Source organism: Erwinia sp. GW821-FHT03D09 (assembly GCF_059420805.1).
In genome coordinates this window covers 169,391-190,717 of the sequence record NZ_JBWKUK010000008.1, presented here as the reverse complement: position 1 = coordinate 190,717, position 21,327 = coordinate 169,391, and the positions used below count along the sequence as shown (strand labels likewise).

General features: G+C 55.3%; 21 protein-coding genes. 11 read left to right on the top strand and 10 right to left on the bottom strand.

The annotated features are described in order from the left end of the window. Positions 1–57 precede the first annotated feature (57 nt). Positions 58–2,058, top strand: a complete 2,001-nt coding sequence (gene tkt / locus AC07U6_RS10110) for a transketolase (RefSeq protein ID WP_494763393.1) — start codon at positions 58–60, stop codon at positions 2,056–2,058. A 91-nt stretch (positions 2,059–2,149) separates the two neighbouring features. Here tkt and AC07U6_RS10105 read toward each other — a convergent pair whose 3' ends face one another. Continuing rightward, a complete protein-coding gene (locus tag AC07U6_RS10105) occupies positions 2,150–3,238 on the bottom strand; it encodes a DUF1176 domain-containing protein (protein ID WP_494763394.1) in 1,089 nt (362 codons plus the stop codon). An 885-nt stretch (positions 3,239–4,123) separates the two neighbouring features. On the opposite strand from AC07U6_RS10105, the gene AC07U6_RS10100 reads away from it, so the two are divergent. From AC07U6_RS10100 to AC07U6_RS10090, 3 genes are read left to right on the top strand one after another with little or no spacing between them, the layout of a single operon-like run. Then, complete coding sequence (locus AC07U6_RS10100) at positions 4,124–4,585, top strand: response regulator (protein ID WP_494763395.1); 462 nt, start codon at positions 4,124–4,126, stop codon at positions 4,583–4,585. A 33-nt stretch (positions 4,586–4,618) separates the two neighbouring features. Beyond that, entirely contained in the window at positions 4,619–4,828 is a 210-nt protein-coding gene (locus AC07U6_RS10095) for a FimD/PapC C-terminal domain-containing protein (protein WP_494763396.1), read from the top strand. Continuing rightward, a complete protein-coding gene (locus AC07U6_RS10090; RefSeq protein WP_494763397.1) occupies positions 4,825–5,091 on the top strand; it encodes a hypothetical protein in 267 nt (88 codons plus the stop codon). Before AC07U6_RS10095 ends, AC07U6_RS10090 begins: the two co-directional genes overlap by 4 nt. 28 nt (positions 5,092–5,119) lie before the next feature. On the opposite strand, the gene nudK is transcribed toward AC07U6_RS10090, so the two are convergent. From nudK to AC07U6_RS10075, 3 genes are all read right to left on the bottom strand, one after another. Next, entirely contained in the window at positions 5,120–5,698 is a 579-nt protein-coding gene (gene nudK / locus AC07U6_RS10085) for a GDP-mannose pyrophosphatase NudK (RefSeq protein WP_494763398.1), read from the bottom strand. A 110-nt stretch (positions 5,699–5,808) separates the two neighbouring features. Further along, positions 5,809–7,275 carry an L-asparagine permease gene (gene ansP / locus AC07U6_RS10080; protein WP_494763399.1) on the bottom strand — a complete coding sequence of 489 codons (1,467 nt, stop codon included), beginning with the start codon at positions 7,273–7,275 and terminating at the stop codon, positions 5,809–5,811. Between the two features lie 325 nt (positions 7,276–7,600). Then, on the bottom strand, positions 7,601–7,876 hold the full coding sequence (locus tag AC07U6_RS10075) for a YdgH/BhsA/McbA family protein (protein ID WP_494763400.1): 276 nt from the start codon (positions 7,874–7,876) through the stop codon (positions 7,601–7,603). Positions 7,877–8,121: 245 nt separating this feature from the next. Here AC07U6_RS10075 and narQ point away from each other — a divergent pair, with 245 nt between their 5' ends. The 3 genes from narQ (at position 8,122) to acrD (ending at position 13,845) form a co-directional block, all read left to right on the top strand. Further along, the gene (gene narQ / locus AC07U6_RS10070) at positions 8,122–9,873 is read left to right on the top strand and encodes a nitrate/nitrite two-component system sensor histidine kinase NarQ (RefSeq protein WP_494763401.1); all 1,752 of its coding nucleotides are present in this window, start codon (positions 8,122–8,124) and stop codon (positions 9,871–9,873) included. Beyond that, positions 9,870–10,499: a response regulator gene (locus AC07U6_RS10065; protein ID WP_494763402.1), complete on the top strand. Its 630-nt coding sequence runs from the start codon at positions 9,870–9,872 to the stop codon at positions 10,497–10,499. Before narQ ends, AC07U6_RS10065 begins: the two co-directional genes overlap by 4 nt. Before the next feature lie 232 nt (positions 10,500–10,731). Further along, positions 10,732–13,845 (top strand): multidrug efflux RND transporter permease AcrD, encoded by a 3,114-nt coding sequence (gene acrD / locus AC07U6_RS10060; protein WP_494763403.1) that lies wholly within the window; start codon positions 10,732–10,734, stop codon positions 13,843–13,845. Between the two features lie 93 nt (positions 13,846–13,938). Here the strand turns inward: acrD and ypfM are convergent, their stop codons facing one another. Both ypfM and AC07U6_RS10050 read right to left on the bottom strand, forming a co-directional pair. Next, positions 13,939–13,998 (bottom strand): protein YpfM, encoded by a 60-nt coding sequence (gene ypfM, locus AC07U6_RS10055; protein WP_101505280.1) that lies wholly within the window; start codon positions 13,996–13,998, stop codon positions 13,939–13,941. Positions 13,999–14,176: 178 nt separating this feature from the next. After that, the gene (locus AC07U6_RS10050; protein ID WP_105593268.1) at positions 14,177–14,371 is read right to left on the bottom strand and encodes a hypothetical protein; all 195 of its coding nucleotides are present in this window, start codon (positions 14,369–14,371) and stop codon (positions 14,177–14,179) included. Positions 14,372–14,759: 388 nt separating this feature from the next. Between AC07U6_RS10050 and AC07U6_RS10045 the strand changes: the two genes are divergently transcribed. The 4 genes from AC07U6_RS10045 to AC07U6_RS10030 all read left to right on the top strand — a co-directional run bounded on the left by AC07U6_RS10045 (position 14,760) and on the right by AC07U6_RS10030 (position 16,770). Beyond that, positions 14,760–15,134 carry an ArsC family reductase gene (locus AC07U6_RS10045; RefSeq protein WP_494763404.1) on the top strand — a complete coding sequence of 125 codons (375 nt, stop codon included), beginning with the start codon at positions 14,760–14,762 and terminating at the stop codon, positions 15,132–15,134. Between the two features lie 2 nt (positions 15,135–15,136). Next, on the top strand, positions 15,137–16,264 hold the full coding sequence (dapE, locus tag AC07U6_RS10040; RefSeq protein WP_494763405.1) for a succinyl-diaminopimelate desuccinylase: 1,128 nt from the start codon (positions 15,137–15,139) through the stop codon (positions 16,262–16,264). Between the two features lie 18 nt (positions 16,265–16,282). Then, positions 16,283–16,471 (top strand): YpfN family protein, encoded by a 189-nt coding sequence (locus AC07U6_RS10035; protein WP_494763406.1) that lies wholly within the window; start codon positions 16,283–16,285, stop codon positions 16,469–16,471. A 119-nt stretch (positions 16,472–16,590) separates the two neighbouring features. After that, complete coding sequence (locus tag AC07U6_RS10030) at positions 16,591–16,770, top strand: BrnA antitoxin family protein (RefSeq protein WP_494763407.1); 180 nt, start codon at positions 16,591–16,593, stop codon at positions 16,768–16,770. 37 nt (positions 16,771–16,807) lie between these two features. On the opposite strand, the gene ypfH is transcribed toward AC07U6_RS10030, so the two are convergent. The 4 genes from ypfH to purC form a co-directional block, all read right to left on the bottom strand. After that, on the bottom strand, positions 16,808–17,485 hold the full coding sequence (gene ypfH / locus AC07U6_RS10025) for an esterase (protein ID WP_494763408.1): 678 nt from the start codon (positions 17,483–17,485) through the stop codon (positions 16,808–16,810). An 81-nt stretch (positions 17,486–17,566) separates the two neighbouring features. Further along, entirely contained in the window at positions 17,567–19,558 is a 1,992-nt protein-coding gene (locus tag AC07U6_RS10020; RefSeq protein ID WP_494763409.1) for a tRNA(Met) cytidine acetyltransferase TmcA, read from the bottom strand. 6 nt (positions 19,559–19,564) lie between these two features. Next, complete coding sequence (gene ypfJ, locus AC07U6_RS10015) at positions 19,565–20,422, bottom strand: KPN_02809 family neutral zinc metallopeptidase (protein WP_494763410.1); 858 nt, start codon at positions 20,420–20,422, stop codon at positions 19,565–19,567. 171 nt (positions 20,423–20,593) lie between these two features. Next, entirely contained in the window at positions 20,594–21,307 is a 714-nt protein-coding gene (gene purC, locus AC07U6_RS10010) for a phosphoribosylaminoimidazolesuccinocarboxamide synthase (RefSeq protein WP_494763411.1), read from the bottom strand. Positions 21,308–21,327: the final 20 nt, after the last annotated feature.

The following is a 21,327-nucleotide window of genomic DNA, read 5'->3' as shown; positions in this document are numbered from 1 at the left end:
ACCCTTTCCATCATCAGGGCGGATTTCCAATCCGCTCTCTGCACTTCGGGAGAAGATATGTCTTCACGTAGAGAACTGGCAAATGCCATCCGTGCCCTGAGCATGGACGCCGTACAAAAAGCAAAATCGGGCCACCCCGGCGCACCAATGGGGATGGCAGATATTGCCGAGGTATTGTGGCGCGATTTCCTGCATCATAATCCGGCCAATCCCGCCTGGGCGGATCGCGACCGTTTTATTCTCTCCAACGGCCACGCATCAATGCTGCTTTACAGCCTGCTGCACCTTACCGGCTACGATTTGCCGATGGAAGAGCTGAAAAACTTCCGCCAGCTGCATTCAAAAACACCGGGGCACCCGGAAATCGGCTACACACCGGGTGTGGAAACCACCACCGGGCCGCTGGGCCAGGGGCTGGCTAACGCGGTGGGAATGGCTATCGCCGAGCGCACGCTGGCGGCACAGTTCAACCGCCCGGATCATCAGATCGTTGACCACTTTACCTATGTGTTTATGGGCGATGGTTGCCTGATGGAAGGCATCTCCCATGAAGTCAGTTCCCTGGCCGGTACGCTGGGGCTGGGCAAGCTGATTGGTTTTTACGACCACAACGGCATTTCCATTGATGGTGAAACGGACGGCTGGTTCACCGATGATACGGCGAAGCGCTTCGAAGCCTATCACTGGCACGTGATCCACGATATTGACGGACATAATCCTGAAGCGATCTCCGCCGCGATTAAAGAAGCGCAAAGCGTCACCGACAAACCGTCTCTGATTATCTGTAAGACTATTATTGGCTTCGGTTCGCCAAATAAAGCCGGTAAGGAAGAATCCCACGGTGCAGCGCTGGGTGAAGAGGAAGTCGCGCTGACGCGTAAAGAACTGGGCTGGAATTACCCTCCTTTTGAAATTCCGCAAGATATTTATGCACAGTGGGATGCGAAACAGGCCGGTACCGAACGTGAAAAAGCCTGGAATACCCGGTTCAACGCCTATAAAACCGCGCACCCGGAACTGGCCGCGGAATACAGCCGTCGCATGAGCGGCGGTATGCCGGAAAACTGGGAAGCCGAGACGCAGAAGTATATTCAGCAGCTGCAGGATAATCCGCAGAAAATCGCCAGCCGCAAGGCCTCGCAAAATTCTCTGGAAGCCTATGGTCCATTGCTGAATGAATTCTTAGGTGGCTCTGCCGATCTGGCGCCGAGTAATCTGACAATCTGGTCAGGCTCAAAATCGATTAAAGATGACAGCGCAGGTAACTATATTCACTATGGTGTGCGTGAATTCGGTATGACGGCGATCGCCAACGGTATCGCTCACCACGGCGGTTTTATACCTTACACTGCCACCTTCCTGATGTTTGTTGAATATGCCCGTAATGCGGTACGCATGGCAGCATTGATGAAAGCGCGCCAGATTTTGGTGTATACCCACGATTCCATCGGGCTGGGTGAAGATGGCCCAACCCACCAGCCGGTTGAGCAGCTCGCCAGCCTGCGGGTTACGCCCAACATGAGCGTCTGGCGCCCCTGCGATCAGGTTGAGACGGCCGTGGCGTGGAAGCACGCCGTTGAGCGCCAGCACGGCCCGACCGCGCTGATCCTCTCCAGGCAGAATCTGGCCCAGCCTGCGCGCAGCAAGGCGCAGCTGGAGAATATTTCGCGTGGCGGCTACGTTCTGAAAGACAGTGACGGTACGCCGGAGGTGATTCTGATTGCCACCGGTTCCGAGGTGGAAATCACACTGGGCGCAGCTGAGAAGCTGACCGCCAGCGGACATAAGGTGCGGGTCGTTTCCCTGCCCTCCACCGATTTGTTCGATGCGCAGGACGCCGCCTATCGCGAGTCGGTACTGCCGTCAAATGTGACCGCTCGCGTAGCGGTTGAAGCCGGGATTGCCGATTACTGGTTCAAATATGTCGGTCTGAACGGAGCGATTGTCGGGATGACCGGTTTTGGCGAGTCGGCGCCGGCTGAGAAGCTGTTTGCCGAGTTTGGTTTCACGGTAGAGAACATTGTCAGCCATGCTGAGGCACTGCTGAAACCGCATTGATGTGACGTTGCGGGCGCTGCGAATAAGCCGCTGCCTGTTATTTCAGTGCCTGCGCCGACGGGGGGCAGGCACTACCCGTGCCACAGCAAAATTAAGGCTCAATCTCAACGCTGCTGCGGGGCTGACTCTCCACCCGACTGACCCACAGCATCGGCCAGCGATCGCTGCTGTTCCACGCATCGCAGGTACTTTCCTGTGCATACTCGGCCAGGACGAACTCCCGCCCGTTGAACTGCCAGCGCGTAGCTACGCCACAGTCCCCCATACCGCGTGTTTTACTGAACGTCAGCAGTTCTCCATTTGTCGCATCATATTCTGCATTAATCGGCTCCAGCTGCCGCTCGTCGCTATCGGGAGGAACAAACGGCAGCATCAGAGTAATGTGTTGCGGAATATAAGGAGGCTGGCGCGTCACCTCAAAAGCCAGATCGATAATGTTATAAGCCCCCATCTCACAACCCACCAACAGCAGTGCCTTGTCATCCGTCAGCGGTGATACCGAAACCTCGCGCCGCTGCATATCCAGTGAACAGCTTTCACTGTTAATATGCAGACTGCCAAAATCAATCAGTCCGCGTGTTTCCTCTGGCGTTAACGGCTGCGGCGGCCGTTCGGGTTGATAAATCTGCGGTACCGCGGGGGCTGCGGGCACATCCCATGCAGGGCGATCGCCACGCCGAATCCAGGCACTGTTGCTATTCACCCGCCCCTGGACCTCATCCATCAGCAGCAGCGCAGCTTTTAACCCCTTCAGACGAACAGACGCATCGGCGCGATAGACCAGCTGGATTAAATCAGCATCCATAATCTGGGCGATAAACCCATTGATTGAGATGCTGTGATCGGTAACGAGATGGTGGGGAGTGGCCTGCCAGTGCTTGAGATCTAACCTCATTCGCTGACCGTCCAGTAGCAGATTATCCTGTAATGCACCGCCGGGAAGCTCACCGCTGTAGCGATTTCCGTAGTCAATTCTCAGCAACGGGCTATCATCCTGTCCAGCATGGCGCGCGATAGTCATCGCAAGGCCGTTAGTACCCGGCAGGCTGCGCGCTTCACAGCTGTTGAGATTGTTACAGGTGATTTGCCAGCTATCGAATGTCTTCTGCAATGGCTGCGCGTACAGCAGGGCTGTGAAGAACAGGGGAGCCAGCGACAACCACTTCATACCGTAAAACATTGATGGGGTCCCTGCCAGGGTGGGATATCAACGATCGCATAATCTCTCACAATCAGCGTGTAAGAATATGATGGTAGGACTTTACCCGTACCTCAATCAGATTTATCGGACTGTAGCTGCGCGACGCTTAACCCGTCAACGCTCTGCAACCATGCCAGGGAATTCCGCTATCACGCAGATGAAAGCAGAAAAACGGCAAACTGCTACCCGGATAGCAGAATAATGAATTAATTTGTGAACGACCTCACTCTTGTTTCCTGCTAACGATATCAATCCGCCAATATCTGGAGCGGGATCGTGTTCCCGCCACCTTTTTCTGGCTGCTTTTCATACTAATCTGTCTGCTTCCGCGCTAAACATCATGCAATCTTCCTTAAGATTCACCCATGAATACATCAACAACAGAAACCCATCAAACAAGTTAATAATGGAAATTAATTACTTATATGAATAACTGGATCTAATTCAGAATATGCTTAATAATTATTTCCGGGTGAGTGCTCTCACGGTCGCTACTACGCTGTTTTTTGCTCTTCATAAGCCAACACAGTTACATCCAGGAACATTCCCACGCCCCGGAATTTAAAGTTTTCTTTAAATTAACGTTAACTATGTTGCCAGCAAACCCTCCACAGGCCGCGACCTGGTTTTTTAATCCTGACAATGATCTTTTCTCAGGTTTTTTTCACATAAAATACCCACCAAACATTTATAAACCTCCGTTTTGTAATTTTTAATGATGAAGACTGTTAAAGGAAAGTTTTTATAACTAAATTGTTCTTATAAATAAAAACCAAGTCAGCAGGCCAGGGCTTAACCCGTTGTCGGCAATATGATGATAAAAAAGTAGCCTTACTGGACCCCGATACATTCGTCACCGCGGGGTTGCGCAAAGTAGTAAATCAGTCTTCAAACTTTTTATTGTTGGCAAATCTGAAATCATTTTCAGCTTTAAAACTGTTGTTGGAGATAGGTGACGTCGATATTGTTTTCACAGAGCTTTATGACAGCGGCATGGATATTATTACAGGAATAGAGTTTATCCGCGATAATCACCATCACTGGAGAAAAGTTAAGCTTATTATTCTAACCAGCGTAGACGATCCGGGTTTAGTTAAATACCTGACAAGCATAGGTGCTCAATGCTACTTCTCGAAGCGAGATGATATAACAGCAATTATATCGGGATTAAATCAGCAGGAGCGCATTCAAAATATTGTCAGTCCGCGTCTCGATACGCAAAACAACAGCGAGAACACTTACCGTGTACCATTAACTATAGCTGAATTGAAAGCCGCCTGGCTACTGGCAAGAAATGATACGTTCAGCCAGTCTGACGTTGCTTGACGCACAGCCGCCGCCGCTGCCGGTGGGAACACCGTGACGGAAACCCACAGCGGGCAAACCACCCTCGTCGGCTACGGCGGCAAAGTCTGGCTTAGCGGACTGGCGGCCAGCAATGAGATCGTCGTGAAACGGCCTCAGGGAAGCTGCCGTCACGACTTCAAGATAGATGCATCGGGTAAAACATCGCCTCTGTTCGCTACCTTTGTCTGCCTGGGCAATTCTTCAGCGGAAAAACAGCCATGAAAATGCACGCGATCCTGCGCCTTCTGTTAGCCGGCCTGCTCTTGCTGGTCAGCGGTCTGAGTTATGCGGCCTGCAGTGCCTCATCGAGTACCTCGACCTTTGGCGGCATCAGCGCCTTCACCTTTGCCAGCAGTGCGCAAACCATCACCACCGGCAGCGGCACATCGCAAACCATTAACTATACGGCGACGATTAACCCGACCCAGGCCAGCCCACCGGCGGGAACCTACAGCGATGTGGTCACCGTAACGGTGACCTATTGAGGGATACAGGCGTAAAGGTCGTAATGAGTTAAAGGTGGAGCCAGCCCGCGATCAACGCGTGCTGGAGCAGCGTGACGGTTTTACCGTCTTTAATGCGACCGTCTTTGATCATCGCCCATGCATCGGGGAAAGGGATTTCCATCACGTCGATGTCTTCATCCTCAACGCCGCCGCCGGCGTTGTCGCGCTGGGATTCGCTGTACTCCGCCGCGAAGAAATGCACCACCTCGGTCACGCCGCCGGGCGACATAAACAACTCGAACAGCTTTTCGACTTCGCCAATCGTGTAGCCAGTCTCTTCAATGGCTTCTTTACGAATGCAGTCCTCGGGGGAGTCGTTATCCAGCAGCCCGGCGCAGGTTTCGATCAGCATGCCATCGGGATTGCCGTTCACCCACGTAGCGATTCGAAACTGACGGGTCAGCACCACGCTGTTTTTCTCACGATTGTAGAGCAGGATCGTCGCTCCGTTGCCGCGATCGTAAACTTCGCGCTTGTGGCGAATCACCGCACCGTCTTTCGCGGTCAAATCGTAGGTGAAGTTACGCAGGACAAACCAGTTTTCTGACAGGATTTTATTTTTGATGATGTCAATCTTGGCGGACATACAGGCTCCGTGAAGGTATCAGGAGCCTGTCATCATAGAACGGGTACGGAGGGAAAACTATCTGAAACACCGGCCGGGCTGAAAACAGCTCCGACCGGGAAACAGCGGGGTTACTTCATCAGTTTTTCCGCTGCGGCGTGCTGCTCTTCAGACAGAGACTGCGCGCGCTTACGCACGAAGAACCAGCCAGCAATCAGCCAGATAACGATCAGCGGAATCGACGCTATGGTATAGGTACCGTTTGGGTAGTCAAACGCCATCAGCACCAGCACGCTGAGCAGGAACAGCAGCGTCAGCCATGAGGTGAACGGTGCGCCCGGCAGCTTAAAGCTGACGTCATCCGCTTTCCCTTCTTTAATCGCTTTACGCAGGCGCATCTGGCACACCACGATAAAGGCCCAGGAAGAGATAATGCCCAGCGCCGCCACGTTCAGCACGATCTCAAACACGCTGGCAGGAACGATATAGTTCAGATAAACGCCAACGATGTAAACGCAGACGGTCACCAGGATACCGGCGTAAGGCACCTGCGAACGGCTCATCTTAGACAGGAACTGCGGTGCAGAACCGCCCATCGACATGGAACGCAGAATACGACCGGTTGAATATAGGCCCGAGTTCAGGCTCGACAATGCGGCGGTCAGAACCACGATGTTCATGATGCTGCTCACGTAAGGCACGCCCAGCTTGCTAAAGAAGGTCACGAACGGACTCTGCCCTGCCTGATAGGCATTCCACGGCAGCAGCAGTACCAGCAGCACGACGGAACCGACGTAGAACAGGCCGATACGCCAGATGACGCTGTTGATGGCTTTTGGCAGCATGGTTTTCGGGTCTTTACACTCTCCGGCAGCGGTACCCACCAGCTCGATAGAGGCGAAGGCGAAGACCACGCCCTGCACAAGGACCAGCGCCGGCATCAGGCCGTTAGGGAACATTCCGCCGTTGTCGGTGATCAGGTGGAAACCGGTCGCGTTGCCATCCAGCGGCTTGCCGCTGCCGAGGAACACCACGCCCACCACCAGGAAGATGGCGATCGCCAGCACTTTAATCAGCGCGAACCAGAACTCCATTTCAGCAAACCAGCGAACGCCGATCATGTTCATGGTGCCGACGATAGCCAGCGCGCCGAGGGCAAAGACCCACTGCGGTACATCACCGAATGCGCCCCAGTAGTGCATATAGAGTGCAACAGCCGTGATATCGACGATACCGGTCATCGCCCAGTTGACGAAGTACATCCAGCCGGCAACGTAAGAGGCTTTTTCGCCGAGGAATTCGCGAGAGTAAGAAACGAAGCTGCCGCTTGACGGGCGGTGTAATACCAGCTCACCCAGGGCGCGTAAAATGAAGAAGGAGAAGATACCACAGACTAAATAGACGATGGCCAGGGCCGGACCGGCAACCTGCAAACGCGCACCGGCACCGAGAAACAGGCCCGTACCGATTGCGCCACCGATAGCAATCATCTGCACGTGACGATTGTCCATCGCTTTGTTATAGCCAGAATCCTGCGAATTTAACCAACGTCTTTTGGCAGCGCGTTTTTCTGCGCCAGATACTTTATCAGCTTTCATTTTCTATCCTATTTTCCTGTCCACAAGTGATGCGGTTACCCGTCCTGGTATCCTGTTATTTTTATGTGCCGACCAAACGATTGCGTCGGTTGCTGCAACCTGGAGTACTTACCCGATGCACTGTAGTTATATTTAAAGACACGCGGGAAATTGCGGCGATGCATCCTAACCGTTCTGTCAGGTCTACGCAAAAAATCCGCGGGCGAAATCGTGAGGTTTTGTAATTTTTGTCGAGTGGCGCATAAAAAAACCGGTCACAATTTGCGACCGGCTAGTGATGGCACTAAGGACTACACAGGGACAGGGGTATTACAGGGTAAAAACGTTAGCGATAAATCTCTGCGGTGCCGCTCCAGAGGCTGGAGTCGCCCGGGGTATCAGCGCGGACAACGCGATAATGGCTGGCACCCAGCTCTTCCGCTTTTTTCGCCAGCTGATGGGTTGCATCATCCAGCGAACCTCTGACACCGGAAACGGAGACGCTACCGATGCTCTGCATATTCATGGCCTGGCTACCGTCAACCGGCGTTGCAGCCAGCGTAGAGAAAGAGGTCGCAGCTAATAAGGCCGCCGCGATCAGTGCGGGTATGGTCTTGTTCATTATAGTGCTCCTCAAACGGTACGGGTTAGTTACGGAGCTAATTATTACCAATACAATGAAAAGCAGAGTGAGGCGCGGGTAAAAGCTTTAAAGCATTGTCAGCACAGCGTAGCGTTACGCCAGCTAATGTCAGGGAATGTACATGAACAAGCCGGATGTAACAGAAAATGAATCACGTTGCAGGGTGGCTTCAGATACAACGGTTATTTGGTTACAATATCTACACACAGACTAAGGATAACTGCATGCCATCAGTCAAACGCTCCGTCACCCACAGCATCGCGCGTACACTGTTCGCTATTGTATTGCTGTCGATTTGTTCCAGTGGACTGGCGCTGCTCACCCTGTCAGGGAGCCTGCGCGATGCGGAGGTCATTAATCTGGCCGGTTCGCTGCGAATGCAAAGCTATCGGCTGGCGTGGGATATCACCTCGCTTTCCCCACAGCAAGCAGAACATATCAATCAGTATCAGCAAACCTTGCAGGCCCCGGCCTTAAAATCGCTCGATCGTTTTTATGTGCCGGATGCCGTTCGCCAGCGCTACCACGATCTGCTCTCCTCCTGGCAGCAGCTACAGCCCTCGTTAAACTCTAACCGCCCGGAGGTTAACGCTAAGCATGTGACGCAGATTATCCATTCCGTGACGCAGATTGACCATTTTGTACTGGCGCTGCAGCATTGGGCAGAGTTGAAAATGCGTATCGTGGCGCTGACCTGCCTGCTGGGATTTACCGCCATTGCTCTGCTGGTGATTGTGACGCTGCGCCATATTCGGCTGAAAATCGTTGGGCCACTTGGGCAGTTACTCAGCGCCAGCGAAGCCATTGAACAGACGCATTTTACGTTGCCGCCGCTAAGTACCGATCTTGATAATGAGCTTGGCGTTCTGACGCGCGCCTTCACGCGAATGTCCGGTGAACTGGAGAAATCATGGACGGCGATGTCAGAATCGGTACGGGCAAAAACGGTAAGCCTTACTCAGGCCAATCGACGCCTCACTCTGCTGTATGCCTGCTCGCAGCGGCTGAGCCGAAGCGTGGAAGGCCGCGAAGCTTTTCAACTCACGCTGGCGATGGTGCTGCGCCATGAGCGACTCAACAGTATAGAGTTTTCCGTGCCTGACTTTGGCGTGTTGAGCGCCGGGCACAGCGATCCGCAGCTACCGTGGCATTCGATTCCCCTTTACCTCAGTCACCAGCCGCAGCCGTGTGGTTTGCTGCGCTGGCAGGCACACAGCAGCGAACCGCGCCTGATGCAGGGCGTTGCTTCTCTGCTGGAGCATGCGCTGGAACTGTGGCAGGCGCAACAGCAGGTGCACACACTGTTGCTGCTTGAAGAGCGGGCCACTATCGCCCGCGAGCTGCATGATTCGCTGGCCCAGTCGCTGACTTTTTTACGCATTCAGATTGCGCGCCTGAAACGAACGCTCGAACCGCACGCCACGCAGGCACAGACGGTGGTGGCCGAGTTTGAACAGGCGCTGACAGCCGCCAACCGACAGCTGCGTGAGCTGCTGACCACCTTCCGCCTGACGATTGAACCCGCCAGCCTTTCTCGGGCGCTGGAGCAGGTGATTCTGCCTTTGCGCCCGCAAAGCGACGCGCCCATTGTATTACAGTGCGATATTGACGGGCAGCTGCAGGCTCAGCAGCAGATCCACGTGCTGCAAATCGTCCGCGAAGCGCTGCTTAACGCCATTCGTCACGCTCATGCACAACATATAACCGTCATCGCCCGCCGCGATGACCGGGGCGAGCTGTACATTACCGTTATGGATGATGGTGTTGGCATTGCCAGCCAGCACGAGCCTCCGGATCACTACGGGCTGACTATCATGCATGAGCGGGCAACAAGGCTGAACGGCGCGCTGAGCATCACGCGCGGTGAAGCCGGTGGTACCCGCGTTGAACTACAATTTATGCTGGCCACGGAAAGCGTCTTGCCTGCCGCAGCAGACCCGATTCCCCCATTCGCACATTCAGGGAGTGAAGTATGACCAACACTGTTTTTCGCGTTTTAATCGTTGACGATCATCCGCTGATGCGTCGCGGTCTGCATCAGCTCTTGCAGCTGGACAACCGTTTTCAGGTGGTGGCGGAAGCCAGTAACGGCACGGAAGCGCTGGTGCTGGCGCGGCAGATGCAGCCGGATCTGGTGCTGCTGGATCTCAATATGAAGGGGCTTTCCGGCCTGGAGACGTTGCAGATACTGCGGAGTGAATCGATACCCTGCCGGGTGGTGATCCTGACCGTTTCCGACAGCCGCAGTGACTTCTTTACCCTGCTTAATGCGGGCGTTGACGGCTACCTGTTGAAAGACAGCGAACCAGAGCAAATGCTGGCGCAGATTATTAATGTTGCCGAAGGTGGGCAGGCATTCAGCAACACCATGCAGCTCTGGCGGGAAAACCGTTCCTGGCAGAACGATCCCTTCGCGATTCTTACCGCCCGCGAAATGGATGTGCTGAAAGAGGTGGCGCGCGGCCTGTCGAATAAAGAGGTGTCAGAAAACTTATCGATTTCCGAGCAAACGGTAAAAGTGCATATCCGCAGCGTTCTGCGCAAACTGAATGTCCGCTCCAGGGTTGCCGCCACCGTTCTCTGGCTGGAGTCACATCAGTGACACTATGCGTCAGGAAGTAAATAACCCCCTGTAATTTTCCACGCTAATTTACACTTTCTCCTCATTTTCTCCACGCTTTAGATCGGCCAGACAGGTAAAATGGTGAATCGATGGAGCCTGTTGAATCGGTTGATAAATCCGCTCCGCACCGGACGCCTCATTTCAGCGCCAAACGGATCTGGCTGGTGAATTCTTTTTCTTTCTATTCCGATAATCAGCTGCGGAGCTTGCAATGGCGAACTTTTTTATCGACCGCCCCATTTTTGCCTGGGTGTTGGCGATTATTCTCTGCCTTACCGGCAGCCTGGCGATTATGTCGCTACCGGTAGAACAGTACCCCGACCTGGCCCCGCCTAACGTTCGTATTACCGCAAACTACCCCGGTGCCTCTGCCGAAACGCTGGAAAATACCGTCACTCAGGTCATTGAGCAGAACATGACCGGCATCGACAACCTGATGTATATGTCGTCGCAGAGCAGCAATACCGGTCAGGCCACCATCACCCTCACCTTTGAAGCGGGCACTAACCCCGATGAAGCGCGCCAGCAGGTGCAAAACCAGCTGCAAACCGCGCTGCGAAAACTGCCTCAGGACGTGCAGTCCCAGGGCGTAACGGTGAATAAAACCGGGGATACCAATATTCTGATGGTGGCCTTTGTCTCCACCGACGGCAGCATGGATAAGCAGGATATATCTGACTACGTGGCCAGTAATATTCAGGACCCTTTGAGCCGTATTGACGGCGTTGGCCAGGTGGATGCCTACGGTTCCCAGTACGCAATGCGCATCTGGCTGGACCCCAATAAACTGATTAACTACTCGCTGACCACCGGCGATGTGGTCAGCGCAATTGAATCACAAAACAGTCAGGTTGCCGTAGGGCAGCTTGGCGGGCTGCCGTCCGTTGACCGACAGGCGCTGAATGCCAGCGTCAATTCTCAGTCGTTGCTGCAAACTCCGCAGCAGTTCCGCGATATTACTCTGCGCGTTAACACCGATGGTTCGGTCGTGACGCTGGGCGATGTGGCTGAGGTAGAGCTGGGAGCCGAGAAGTATGACTATCTCAGCCGCTATAACGGCATGGCCGCATCCGGGCTGGGCGTGAAGCTGGCTTCTGGCGCTAACGAACTGCAAACGGATACCCTGGTCCGCGCCCGCCTTGATGAACTGTCGCACTACTTCCCACACGGACTGGAAGCCAAAATCGCCTTTGAAACTACGCCGTTTGTTAAGGCGTCCATTGAGGACGTGGTGAAAACGCTGTTTGAAGCGGTGCTGCTGGTATTCCTGGTGATGTACCTGTTCCTGCAGAACTTTCGCGCCACGCTGATCCCGACCATTGCCGTGCCGGTAGTATTATTCGGCACCTTTAGCGTGCTCTACGCCTTCGGCTACAGCATCAATACCCTGACCATGTTCGCCATGGTGCTGGCAATCGGCCTACTGGTGGATGATGCGATTGTTGTCGTGGAGAACGTCGAGCGAATAATGAGCGAAGAAGGGCTTTCGCCGCGTGAGGCCACACGTAAGTCGATGGGCCAGATTCAGGGTGCGCTGGTCGGCATTGCGCTGGTGCTGTCGGCGGTCTTCATTCCGATGGCCTTCTTCGGCGGCACCACCGGGGCGATCTACCGCCAGTTCTCGGTCACCATCGTGTCGGCGATGGTGCTGTCGGTGCTGGTGGCGATGATCCTCACCCCTGCCCTGTGCGCAACGCTGCTGAAACCGCTGGCGCAGGGTCATCATCACGGCCGCCGCGGATTCTTCGGCTGGTTTAACCGCATGTTTAATCGCAACGCCGAGCGTTACGAGCGCGGCGTCAGGCGTATTCTGGCTAAAGGCGGACGCTGGCTGGTGCTGTATCTGGCGCTGATGGCGATTATGGCGTTCCTGTTCCTCCGCCTGCCCACCTCATTCCTGCCGCTGGAGGATCGCGGTATTTTCACAACCCAGGTACAGCTACCTTCCGGTTCCACATTGCAGCAAACCATGAAGGTGGTGCAGAAAGTTGAACACTATTACCTGACCTCTGAGAAAAATAATGTGGTCTCCGTGTTCGCCACCGTCGGTGCCGGCCCCGGCGGTAACGGGCAGAACGTCGCGCGTCTTTTCGTCCGCCTGAAGGACTGGAAGGAGCGTACAGGCAGCGAGAATTCCTCTTTTGCGATCATCGAGCGCGCAACCAAAGTCTTTAAAAACATCACCGAAGCCCGCGTGATCGCCAGCAGCCCGTCTGCGATTACCGGGCTGGGCAACTCGGCCGGTTTCGATATGGAGCTGCAGGATCATGCCGGGCTCGGCCATCAGGCACTGATGAGCGCTCGCGATACGCTGCTGGAAAAAGCGAAAAACAATCCGTCGCTGACTCGCGTTCGCCACAACGGACTGGATGATAGCCCGCAGCTGCGCATTGATATCGACCAGCGTAAGGCGCAGGCGCTGGGCGTATCGCTGGACGATATTAACAGCACGCTGCAAACTGGTTGGGGCTCCACCTACGTGAATGACTTCCTCGATCGCGGCAGGGTGAAAAAGGTTTACGTTCAGGCCGCGGCGAAGTACCGCATGCTGCCGGACGACATTAATAAATGGTACGTGAGAAACACCAGCGGGCAGATGGTGCCGTTCAGCGCCTTTGCCAGCTCGCGCTGGGAAACCGGATCGCCACGTCTGGAACGCTATAACGGCTACTCGGCGGTAGAAATTGTCGGTGAATCCGCCGCGGGCGTGAGTAACGGTACGGCGATGAATATTATGGAAAACCTGGTCAGTCAGTTACCAACCGGGATTGGCTTACAGTGGACGGGAGCCTCACTGCAGGAACGGATGACCGGGGCACAGGCGCCGGCGCTGTACGCCCTCTCACTGCTGGTGGTGTTCCTCTGCCTGGCCGCGTTATATGAAAGCTGGTCTATCCCGTTCTCGGTCATGCTGGTCGTTCCGCTGGGAGTTATTGGCGCGCTGGTGGCAACCTGGCTGCGCGGGCTGGAAAATGACGTTTACTTCCAGGTCGGGCTGCTAACGGTGATCGGGCTGTCGGCGAAGAACGCCATTCTGATTGTTGAGTTTGCCAATGAGCTGAACACGCGCGGCAGCGATTTGATTGAGGCCACGCTTGAGGCTTCGCGCCAGCGCCTGCGCCCGATCCTGATGACCTCGCTGGCGTTTATCTTCGGCGTGCTGCCGATGGCGACCAGCAGCGGTGCGGGCTCCAGCAGCCAGCATGCGGTAGGAACGGGGGTGATGGGCGGAATGATATCAGCCACGGTGCTGGCCATCTTCTTTGTGCCGCTGTTCTTTATGCTGGTGCGGCGACGCTTCCCGCTGAAAGAAAAGCTAAAATAAGCAAAAGGCAGCCGGTTGGCTGCCTTTTTTAATATGGGTTACTGAAGATAAAGCGGACTGGTTTGCCACCACGCTTCTCTCTAGCAGAGCGAATTACTTGCGTAACATTGCTTCGATAAAGTCTTTCCAGTTCCCTAATTCCAAGTCGATCATCATAGCCTCTCTTTTTTTGTGGGGCTATTTTAGAAGCAATCAGGCAAGAAGAATAGACGGAGATCTCATTTACAGCTATCGAGGAAACCATTGATAGCAGAATTCTGCGGAAATTGTGTTGGAGTGCACAATTTGATCAACGACTAACGTTGGCCCCTTCTGGGGGCCATTAGCCCGGTTACTTCAGAATGATGATCTTATCGTAACCGCCGCTTTCGCTGTCGATATGCGTTTTGGCATCAGGATAGTCCCGCATCACCGCTTCAACGACGTGCGCAAACTCCTCACAGCGGGTTTTTTTCTTCCGCGTGAGAATAATTGTGGACTGGGTTTCTTCTACCGCATGTACCGCGGACTCTTTCAAATAGTTCATGGTTCCCCTCCTCCTGAAAATGGGTCTTCACCCTGAAGATGATTTGCTCGCAGCGATTATCCTGCTTTGCATTCTTCCGAATATAGATGAATCCCACAAAAAACAGAAGGGTACGAACGTCTGAGTTTGCCTTCTGGGCACCAAAAGTTCTGCCCGGCCCCGATCTGCGATAAGGAATTGATTAACAGAGGAAGAAAACCACCGATAACCTTACAGGTGGTTTGCTCAACATTCGCTGCTCCTTCTGTTAATCGTTACCAGCCAACCGCGGTTTGAACGCCGATAGAGAAGCAGGATCATAGATACATATGACGATCCCGCCATCCCAACAGCGTGATTCTGTGGAATAATACCCTTTTGAACGTTTCCCGATGACAGGTAGAGTTTTATGACATCTGAAAATACGCTGACCATGTACGGCATTAAAAACTGCGACACCATTAAAAAATCGCGCAAATATCTGGAAGCCAACAATACCGACTATCAGTTCCACGACTATCGCACCGACGGGCTGGACGCGGCGCTGCTGGGCCAGTTTATTGCCGTTCTCGGCTGGGAACCGTTGCTGAACACGCGTGGCACGACCTGGCGCAAACTGGACGAAGCCACGCGTGAAGCAGTGAATAATGCAGCAGCCGCGCAGGAACTGATGCTGGCAATGCCCGCAATCATTAAACGCCCGTTGCTCTGTGCCGCAGACGGCTCTATGCTGCTGGGCTTCAGTGAAGCCACGTATCAGCAGTTTATTCAGGAGAAGTGTTAATTATGTATTGTCCGGTCATTGAGTTGACGCAGCAGCTTATTCGTCGCCCTTCCCTCAGCCCGGATGATGCCGGTTGCCAGGCTATTCTCATTGCTCGCCTTGAGGCGCTGGGCTTTACCGTTGAGCCAATGAACTTCGGCGATACCCTGAATTTTTGGGCGTGGCGCGGCCAGGGCGAAACGCTGGCCTTTGCCGGACACACCGACGTGGTCCCAACCGGCGATGCCAACCACTGGATCAATCCCCCGTTCGAACCCACCATTCGCGACGGCATGCTGTTTGGCCGTGGTGCAGCGGATATGAAAGGTTCGCTGGCAGCGATGGTGGTTGCCGCCGAGCGCTTTGTTACCGCGCATCCACAGCACAAAGGTCGCCTGGCCTTCCTGATCACCTCCGACGAAGAAGCCAGCGCCGCAAACGGCACCGTTAAGGTGGTTGAGGCACTGATGGCGCGCAACGAGCGCCTGGACTACTGCCTGGTTGGTGAACCTTCCAGCACCGAAGTGGTTGGCGACGTGGTGAAAAATGGCCGCCGCGGTTCGATTACCGCTAACCTGACCCTCCACGGCGTGCAGGGCCACGTTGCCTATCCGCACCTCGCCGACAACCCGGTGCATCGCGCAATGCCTGCGTTGAACGAGCTGGTCGCCACCGAGTGGGATCGCGGCAACGAGTTCTTCCCCCCTACCAGCATGCAGATTGCCAACGTGCAGGCGGGAACCGGCAGCAACAACGTCATCCCCGGCGACTTTTTCGTGCAGTTCAACTTCCGCTTCAGCACCGAACTCACCGATGAGCTAATCAAACAGCGGGTACGGGAGCTGCTCGATCGCCACCAGCTGCGCTACAGCATTGAGTGGAAACTCTCCGGCCAGCCGTTCCTCACTTCACGCGGTAAGCTGGTTGATGCGGTGGTTAACGCGGTTGAGCACTATAATGAAATCAGGCCACAGCTTGCAACGACCGGTGGGACCTCTGACGGGCGCTTTATTGCCCGCATGGGTGCGCAAGTAGTGGAGTTAGGACCGGTGAACGCCAGCATTCACAAAATTAACGAGTGCGTGAAGGCCGCCGATCTCCAGCTGTTGAGTCGTATGTACCAGCGCATTATGGAACAGCTGATCGCGTAAGCGTTTTGAGGTGAAGATATGGAATTTTTTAAAGAGTACTGGTGGGTCCTGGTGATCCTGCTGATGGTCGGCATTCTGATGAACGTGTACAAGGACCTGAAGCGCATCGACCACAAAAAGTTCCTGGAAAATAAGCCAGAACTGCCACCGCACCGCGACTTCAACCACAAGTGGGATGATGAAGACGACTGGCCGAAGAAGAAGTAGCCTGCCTTTCACTCACTAATTTATTTGCATTACTCTCGAAACGGCTCTGGAATTGCTTCCAGAGCCGCAATTGACATGCTCATAATTCCCCCATCCTGTAGTTACAGGAATGTTGTTACATGGAACAAGGATGTCAGTGGGCTACAGCGGAACGCGGTAGATTTTACCGTCCTCGTAACGTGCAGAAAACAGTACGCATTGATGCCGATGTGATTCACAGGCTTGAAAGCCAGGGTCCCGCCTACCAGAGCCGTATTAACAAAATTCTTCGTGAAGCCGTGATAAGTGACAGTAAATGAAAAATTTCGGGCAGGTCTTTAACCTGCCTGAATAGCATCATATCAGAGCAATCACATCATCATCACCTGGCCGCCCACCGCCAAGCACTTCATCAAAGTAGCGGCGCGGCACGGTAAACTGCAGCCGCTCAAGTGCCACCTGCATCGCCCGGTCATCTACGGCATGGGTCAAATCGTCAACGATATTCAGCGTGACGTCACCGCCAATTGCCGTTAATCGCTCCTGCGCGTCAACCGCATGTGTCAGTGGAACAGTCACGTCGTTATCACCGTGGATCAGGTGAATGGTGGTTCGGGTGCTCGCTTTCTGCGGTAAAGCTGCATAGCGACCGCTGAAGGCCACAACCCGACCGGCCAGATCCGGGCGCTGGGCAACGGCCTCGAGGATCATCGTGCTGCCCTGAGCGAAACCAATCAGCGCGGTGGCTTCGGCACGCACGCCGTTCTGCTGCTGGTGATGACGCACGGCGTCGATAAAATCGGGCAGTGCTTCAGCAACGCGGGTCTGCTCATCTTCGCTGCCTGACGCAGGGTACCACTGACGCTCCGGCTCTGGGGCACCAATACTGACCACCTGCGCCCGCGGGAAGGCTTTGGCAAACTCGGTGCCGATCTGCGCCATAGCTACCTGTTTATCCCCGGCTGCATGAAACAGTAAAAACAGCTGAGTGGCCGGAAGCGACGGGCTATGTACTACAACGTAGTCATATTTCATGGTGCTCTCCTTATTCGGTAAAGCGATCATACGCCTCTTACCGACGGAGAAAACGGCAGAATTTTGACCGAGATGTTGGATTTATTGCAACAAGATAACCCTCTGCTGCCACCTCAGCGCCCGTTCAGCATCAATCATCGCCAGCGCCCGCTGAGCTTCAGAACGCCATGCCAGCAGCAGCGCCTTACGCCCGGCAAGACGATACTGGCGGCATATTTCCGTCGCAGACTGTCGCTGTAGCAGCGCGGCACAGAGCAGCGGCGCAATTTCCGGCATCAACTGCGCCAGCCGCCCCAGCGCAGCAAGGCCGGCTTCAAACGGCCGGTGGGCCCAGGCGAATCCCGCAAGCTCGCGCCAGTCGTCCTTATTCAGATGACCATCACCCGGCTGCGGGTTTAGCGGCAGGGTGTGATCTTCCACCAGATGGCTTAACCAGTAGCCCTCGCGCTCAAGTCGGAGTGCGGCACGCGCCAACAACGCCCGGCCAGCGTCGCTGAGCGGCAGGATCGCCATCGCCGCATAGCAGCCGCTACTCGCTTCACGCTGGGTACCAAAACGCACCAGCTGGAAGCCGCAGCGCTGCCAGAATCGCCACAGTTCAGTGGCAAAACCAAAGCTGACCGAAAGGAAATCCAGCCCGCAACTTTGCTCACGGCAGAGAGCAACCAGCCGCTGACCGCAGCCCTGCCCGCGCCGCTGAGCGGCAACGGCAATCCGGCTGATGCGCCGCGATCGTAGCTGTGCCGCTTCGGGCAGGCCGGCATGCGCCGCCAGCGACTGCGCCACCAGATTACCGCGTGGCCGGCGATACCCCCCCCACACCGCCCAGGCCAGTTCGGCGGATAGCCCGCCCTCATCAACGGCCCACAGCGCGCCCTGCACGGTGTTTTCCTGAAGGGCGGCGGTAAAATGCATGCCCGGCGCGTCCATCATCCGGCGCAGATCCAACGGCGAGGTGCGATAATGGGCGCTGGTCAGCAGCTGATAGACGGCGGCCATACGCTCGGGCTGACGCGTCCAGTCGTCCTGCTCCAGCGCCTGATAAACGATGTCACCCTTTACGGTTGGAGGTTCACCGTCGTCAAACAGCAGCGCATCGGCTATCAGTTCTTCCAGCGGGTCGTTTTCAGCCCAGCGCAGCGGCACATCCAGCCGATTGTGCTTAACCTGCGGCAACGTAGCGCAGAACTTCAGCAGAAAACCGCGCCCGGTCCCTTCATAGCCCTGGACGGTAGTGGTGAGTAATGTGCGGGGATACAGCGCAACCAGCCGCCGCAACAGCGGTGCGGGAATGGCAGCGGCCTCGTCGATCAGCAACCAGTCTGCCTGATGCTGCCCCACCTCTGCCAGCAGGCGATCCGGGGCAATAAAGGCATAATTATCACCGGCAAAATCGGCCAGTACCGCCGTCGAAACTTTGGCGGGCGCGGTGACCAGGCAGCGCCCCGGCCAGCGGGCGGCCAGCATCCCCGCCAGCGCGGATTTGCCGCGCCCGCGCGGTGCCGTCAGCACCGAGATACCCGGTTCGCTTTGCAATAAGGCGCTGATGATCCGCTGCTGCTGCTGGCTATCGCTGTGCCAGGCGGGAGTATTGGCCAGTGGCGGAAGGCTAAAGGGTTGATTCTGACGCCAGACGGCAACGCGATCATCGGCCAGCAAGAGCTGCTGTAGCCGCTGCACAAAGCGCGTGCTGGCAAGGGGAGCATCACTCTCACTCCAGCGCTGTGCATCGGCGTCCGCCTGCTGCGGCCAGCGCAGCCATTCGGGCACCAGCAGCAGCAGCCAGCTCCCCGCCTTCAAAGTTCCAGCCAGCGCGGCCAGCGCTTCGGCATGAAAACCTGCGCGAGCATCAAATACCGCGTGCTGAAATTCCCGCCCGAGCAGCGTACGCATCGCTCCAGGCAGGCAGTTCAGTTCGCTACGCGGCGTTTCGCCCACCCACAGCCAGTCGCCGGGAAGCTGGCCGATCCACGCGGTGGCCTGCTGCTCTGTCCACTGCACTTCGCCGCTGATGACCAGCAATCGCCGCCAGCCCTGACGTTCCAGCTGTGCGGTAGCTTCCGTTTCCGTCACCGGCGATCAGCCCGCAAAGGTGTTGCACTGGCCGGGATCGCCACTGTCAAAGCCCTTTTTGAACCAGCTGTAGCGCTGCTTCGAAGTCCCGTGGGTGAAGCTGTCCGGTACTACGCGCCCCTGGCTTTGCTGCTGTAATCGATCGTCGCCAATCGCTTCGGCAGCATTCAGGGCCGATTCGAGGTCACCGGCTTCCAGTATATTTTGCTGCTGCATATAGTGGCCCCAGACGCCCGCAAAACAGTCCGCCTGCAGCTCCATTTTCACCGAAAGCTGGTTGACGGTTTTCTGGCTGGCACCCTGCTGCATCTGGCGCACTTTGCTGTCAATGCCCAGCAGATGTTGTACGTGGTGGCCAACCTCGTGGGCAATAACGTAACCCTGAGCAAATTCGCCGCCGGCGTGCAGTTTGGTTTTCATCTCATCGTAGAAAGAGAGGTCGATATACACTTTGCTGTCGGCAGGGCAGTAGAACGGCCCCATCGCCGACTGGCCGCGCCCGCAGGAGGTTGACGTCTGGCCACGGTACATCACCAGTGTTGGCGGGCGCCAGGTTTCGCCCATCTGCTTAAACAGCTGCTGCCAGGTATCTTCGGTTAGCGCAAAGATAGTGCGGCTGAACTTTGCGGCTTCATCATCGTTAGCACCTACCCGCTGCTGGCTGGTTGACTGCGTTAATGAACTGCCGTCACCGGTTATCAATGGCGTCAGGTCATAGCCAAAGAAACCAGCACCTACCACCACGACCAGCAGGATAATACCCGCCTTGCCGCGCGGAAGCCGAATGCCACCGCCGCCTGCCGAACCTGACTGATTACGGCGATCTTCCACATTGTCGCTTTCGCGACGTCCCTGCCAGCGCATAGGCGGCCTCTTATTTGTAAAGGGTCAACACATTGAATATGTCGATTTTAGTCGTGCGGCAGGCGGAAAACCAGAAAAGTAAACTTCAGGCAGATATCATACAAAAGGCCAGGATTACCCGGCCTTAATGAAAGCGTGCTTTTTCAGGGGCTAAATCACCCCTTGCAGGAATTAGTCGAGCTTCACGCCCAGACGAGTCGCTACTTCTTCATACGCTTCGATCAGGCCACCCAGGCTCTGACGATAGCGGTCTTTGTCCATCTTGTTGAGGGTGTCTTTATCCCACAGGCGCGCGCCGTCCGGGGAGAACTCATCACCCAGCACCACTTCGCCGTTAAACAGACCGAACTCCAGTTTGAAGTCAACGAGTATCAGGCCCGCGTCGGCAAACAGCTTGCTCAGCACGTCGTTGGCTTTGTAGGTCAGGTCGCGCATTTTCGCCAGATTTTCTTTGCTGACCCAGCCGAAGGTTTCGCAGTAGGACTCGTTGATCATTGGGTCGTGTTTGGCATCGTTCTTCAGGAACAGGTCAAACAATGGCGGATTGAGGATCAGGCCCTCTTCAACGCCCAGACGCTTCACCAGTGAACCGGCAGCACGGTTGCGTACCACGCATTCAACCGGCACCATATCCAGCTTTTTCACCAGCGCTTCGTTATCCGACAGCAGGGCTTCCATCTGGGTTGGAATTCCGGCTTCCTGCAGCCTGGTCATAATGAAATAATTGAACTTGTTGTTAATCATTCCTTTACGATCAAACTGTTCGATACGCTCACCGTCCAGCGCTGACGTATCGTTACGGAATTCGAGTACCAACAGATCCGGGTTTTCGGTGCTGTAAACGGTTTTCGCTTTGCCGCGATACAACTCAGCTTTCTTTTGCATCTTGTTTAACTCCAACGTGT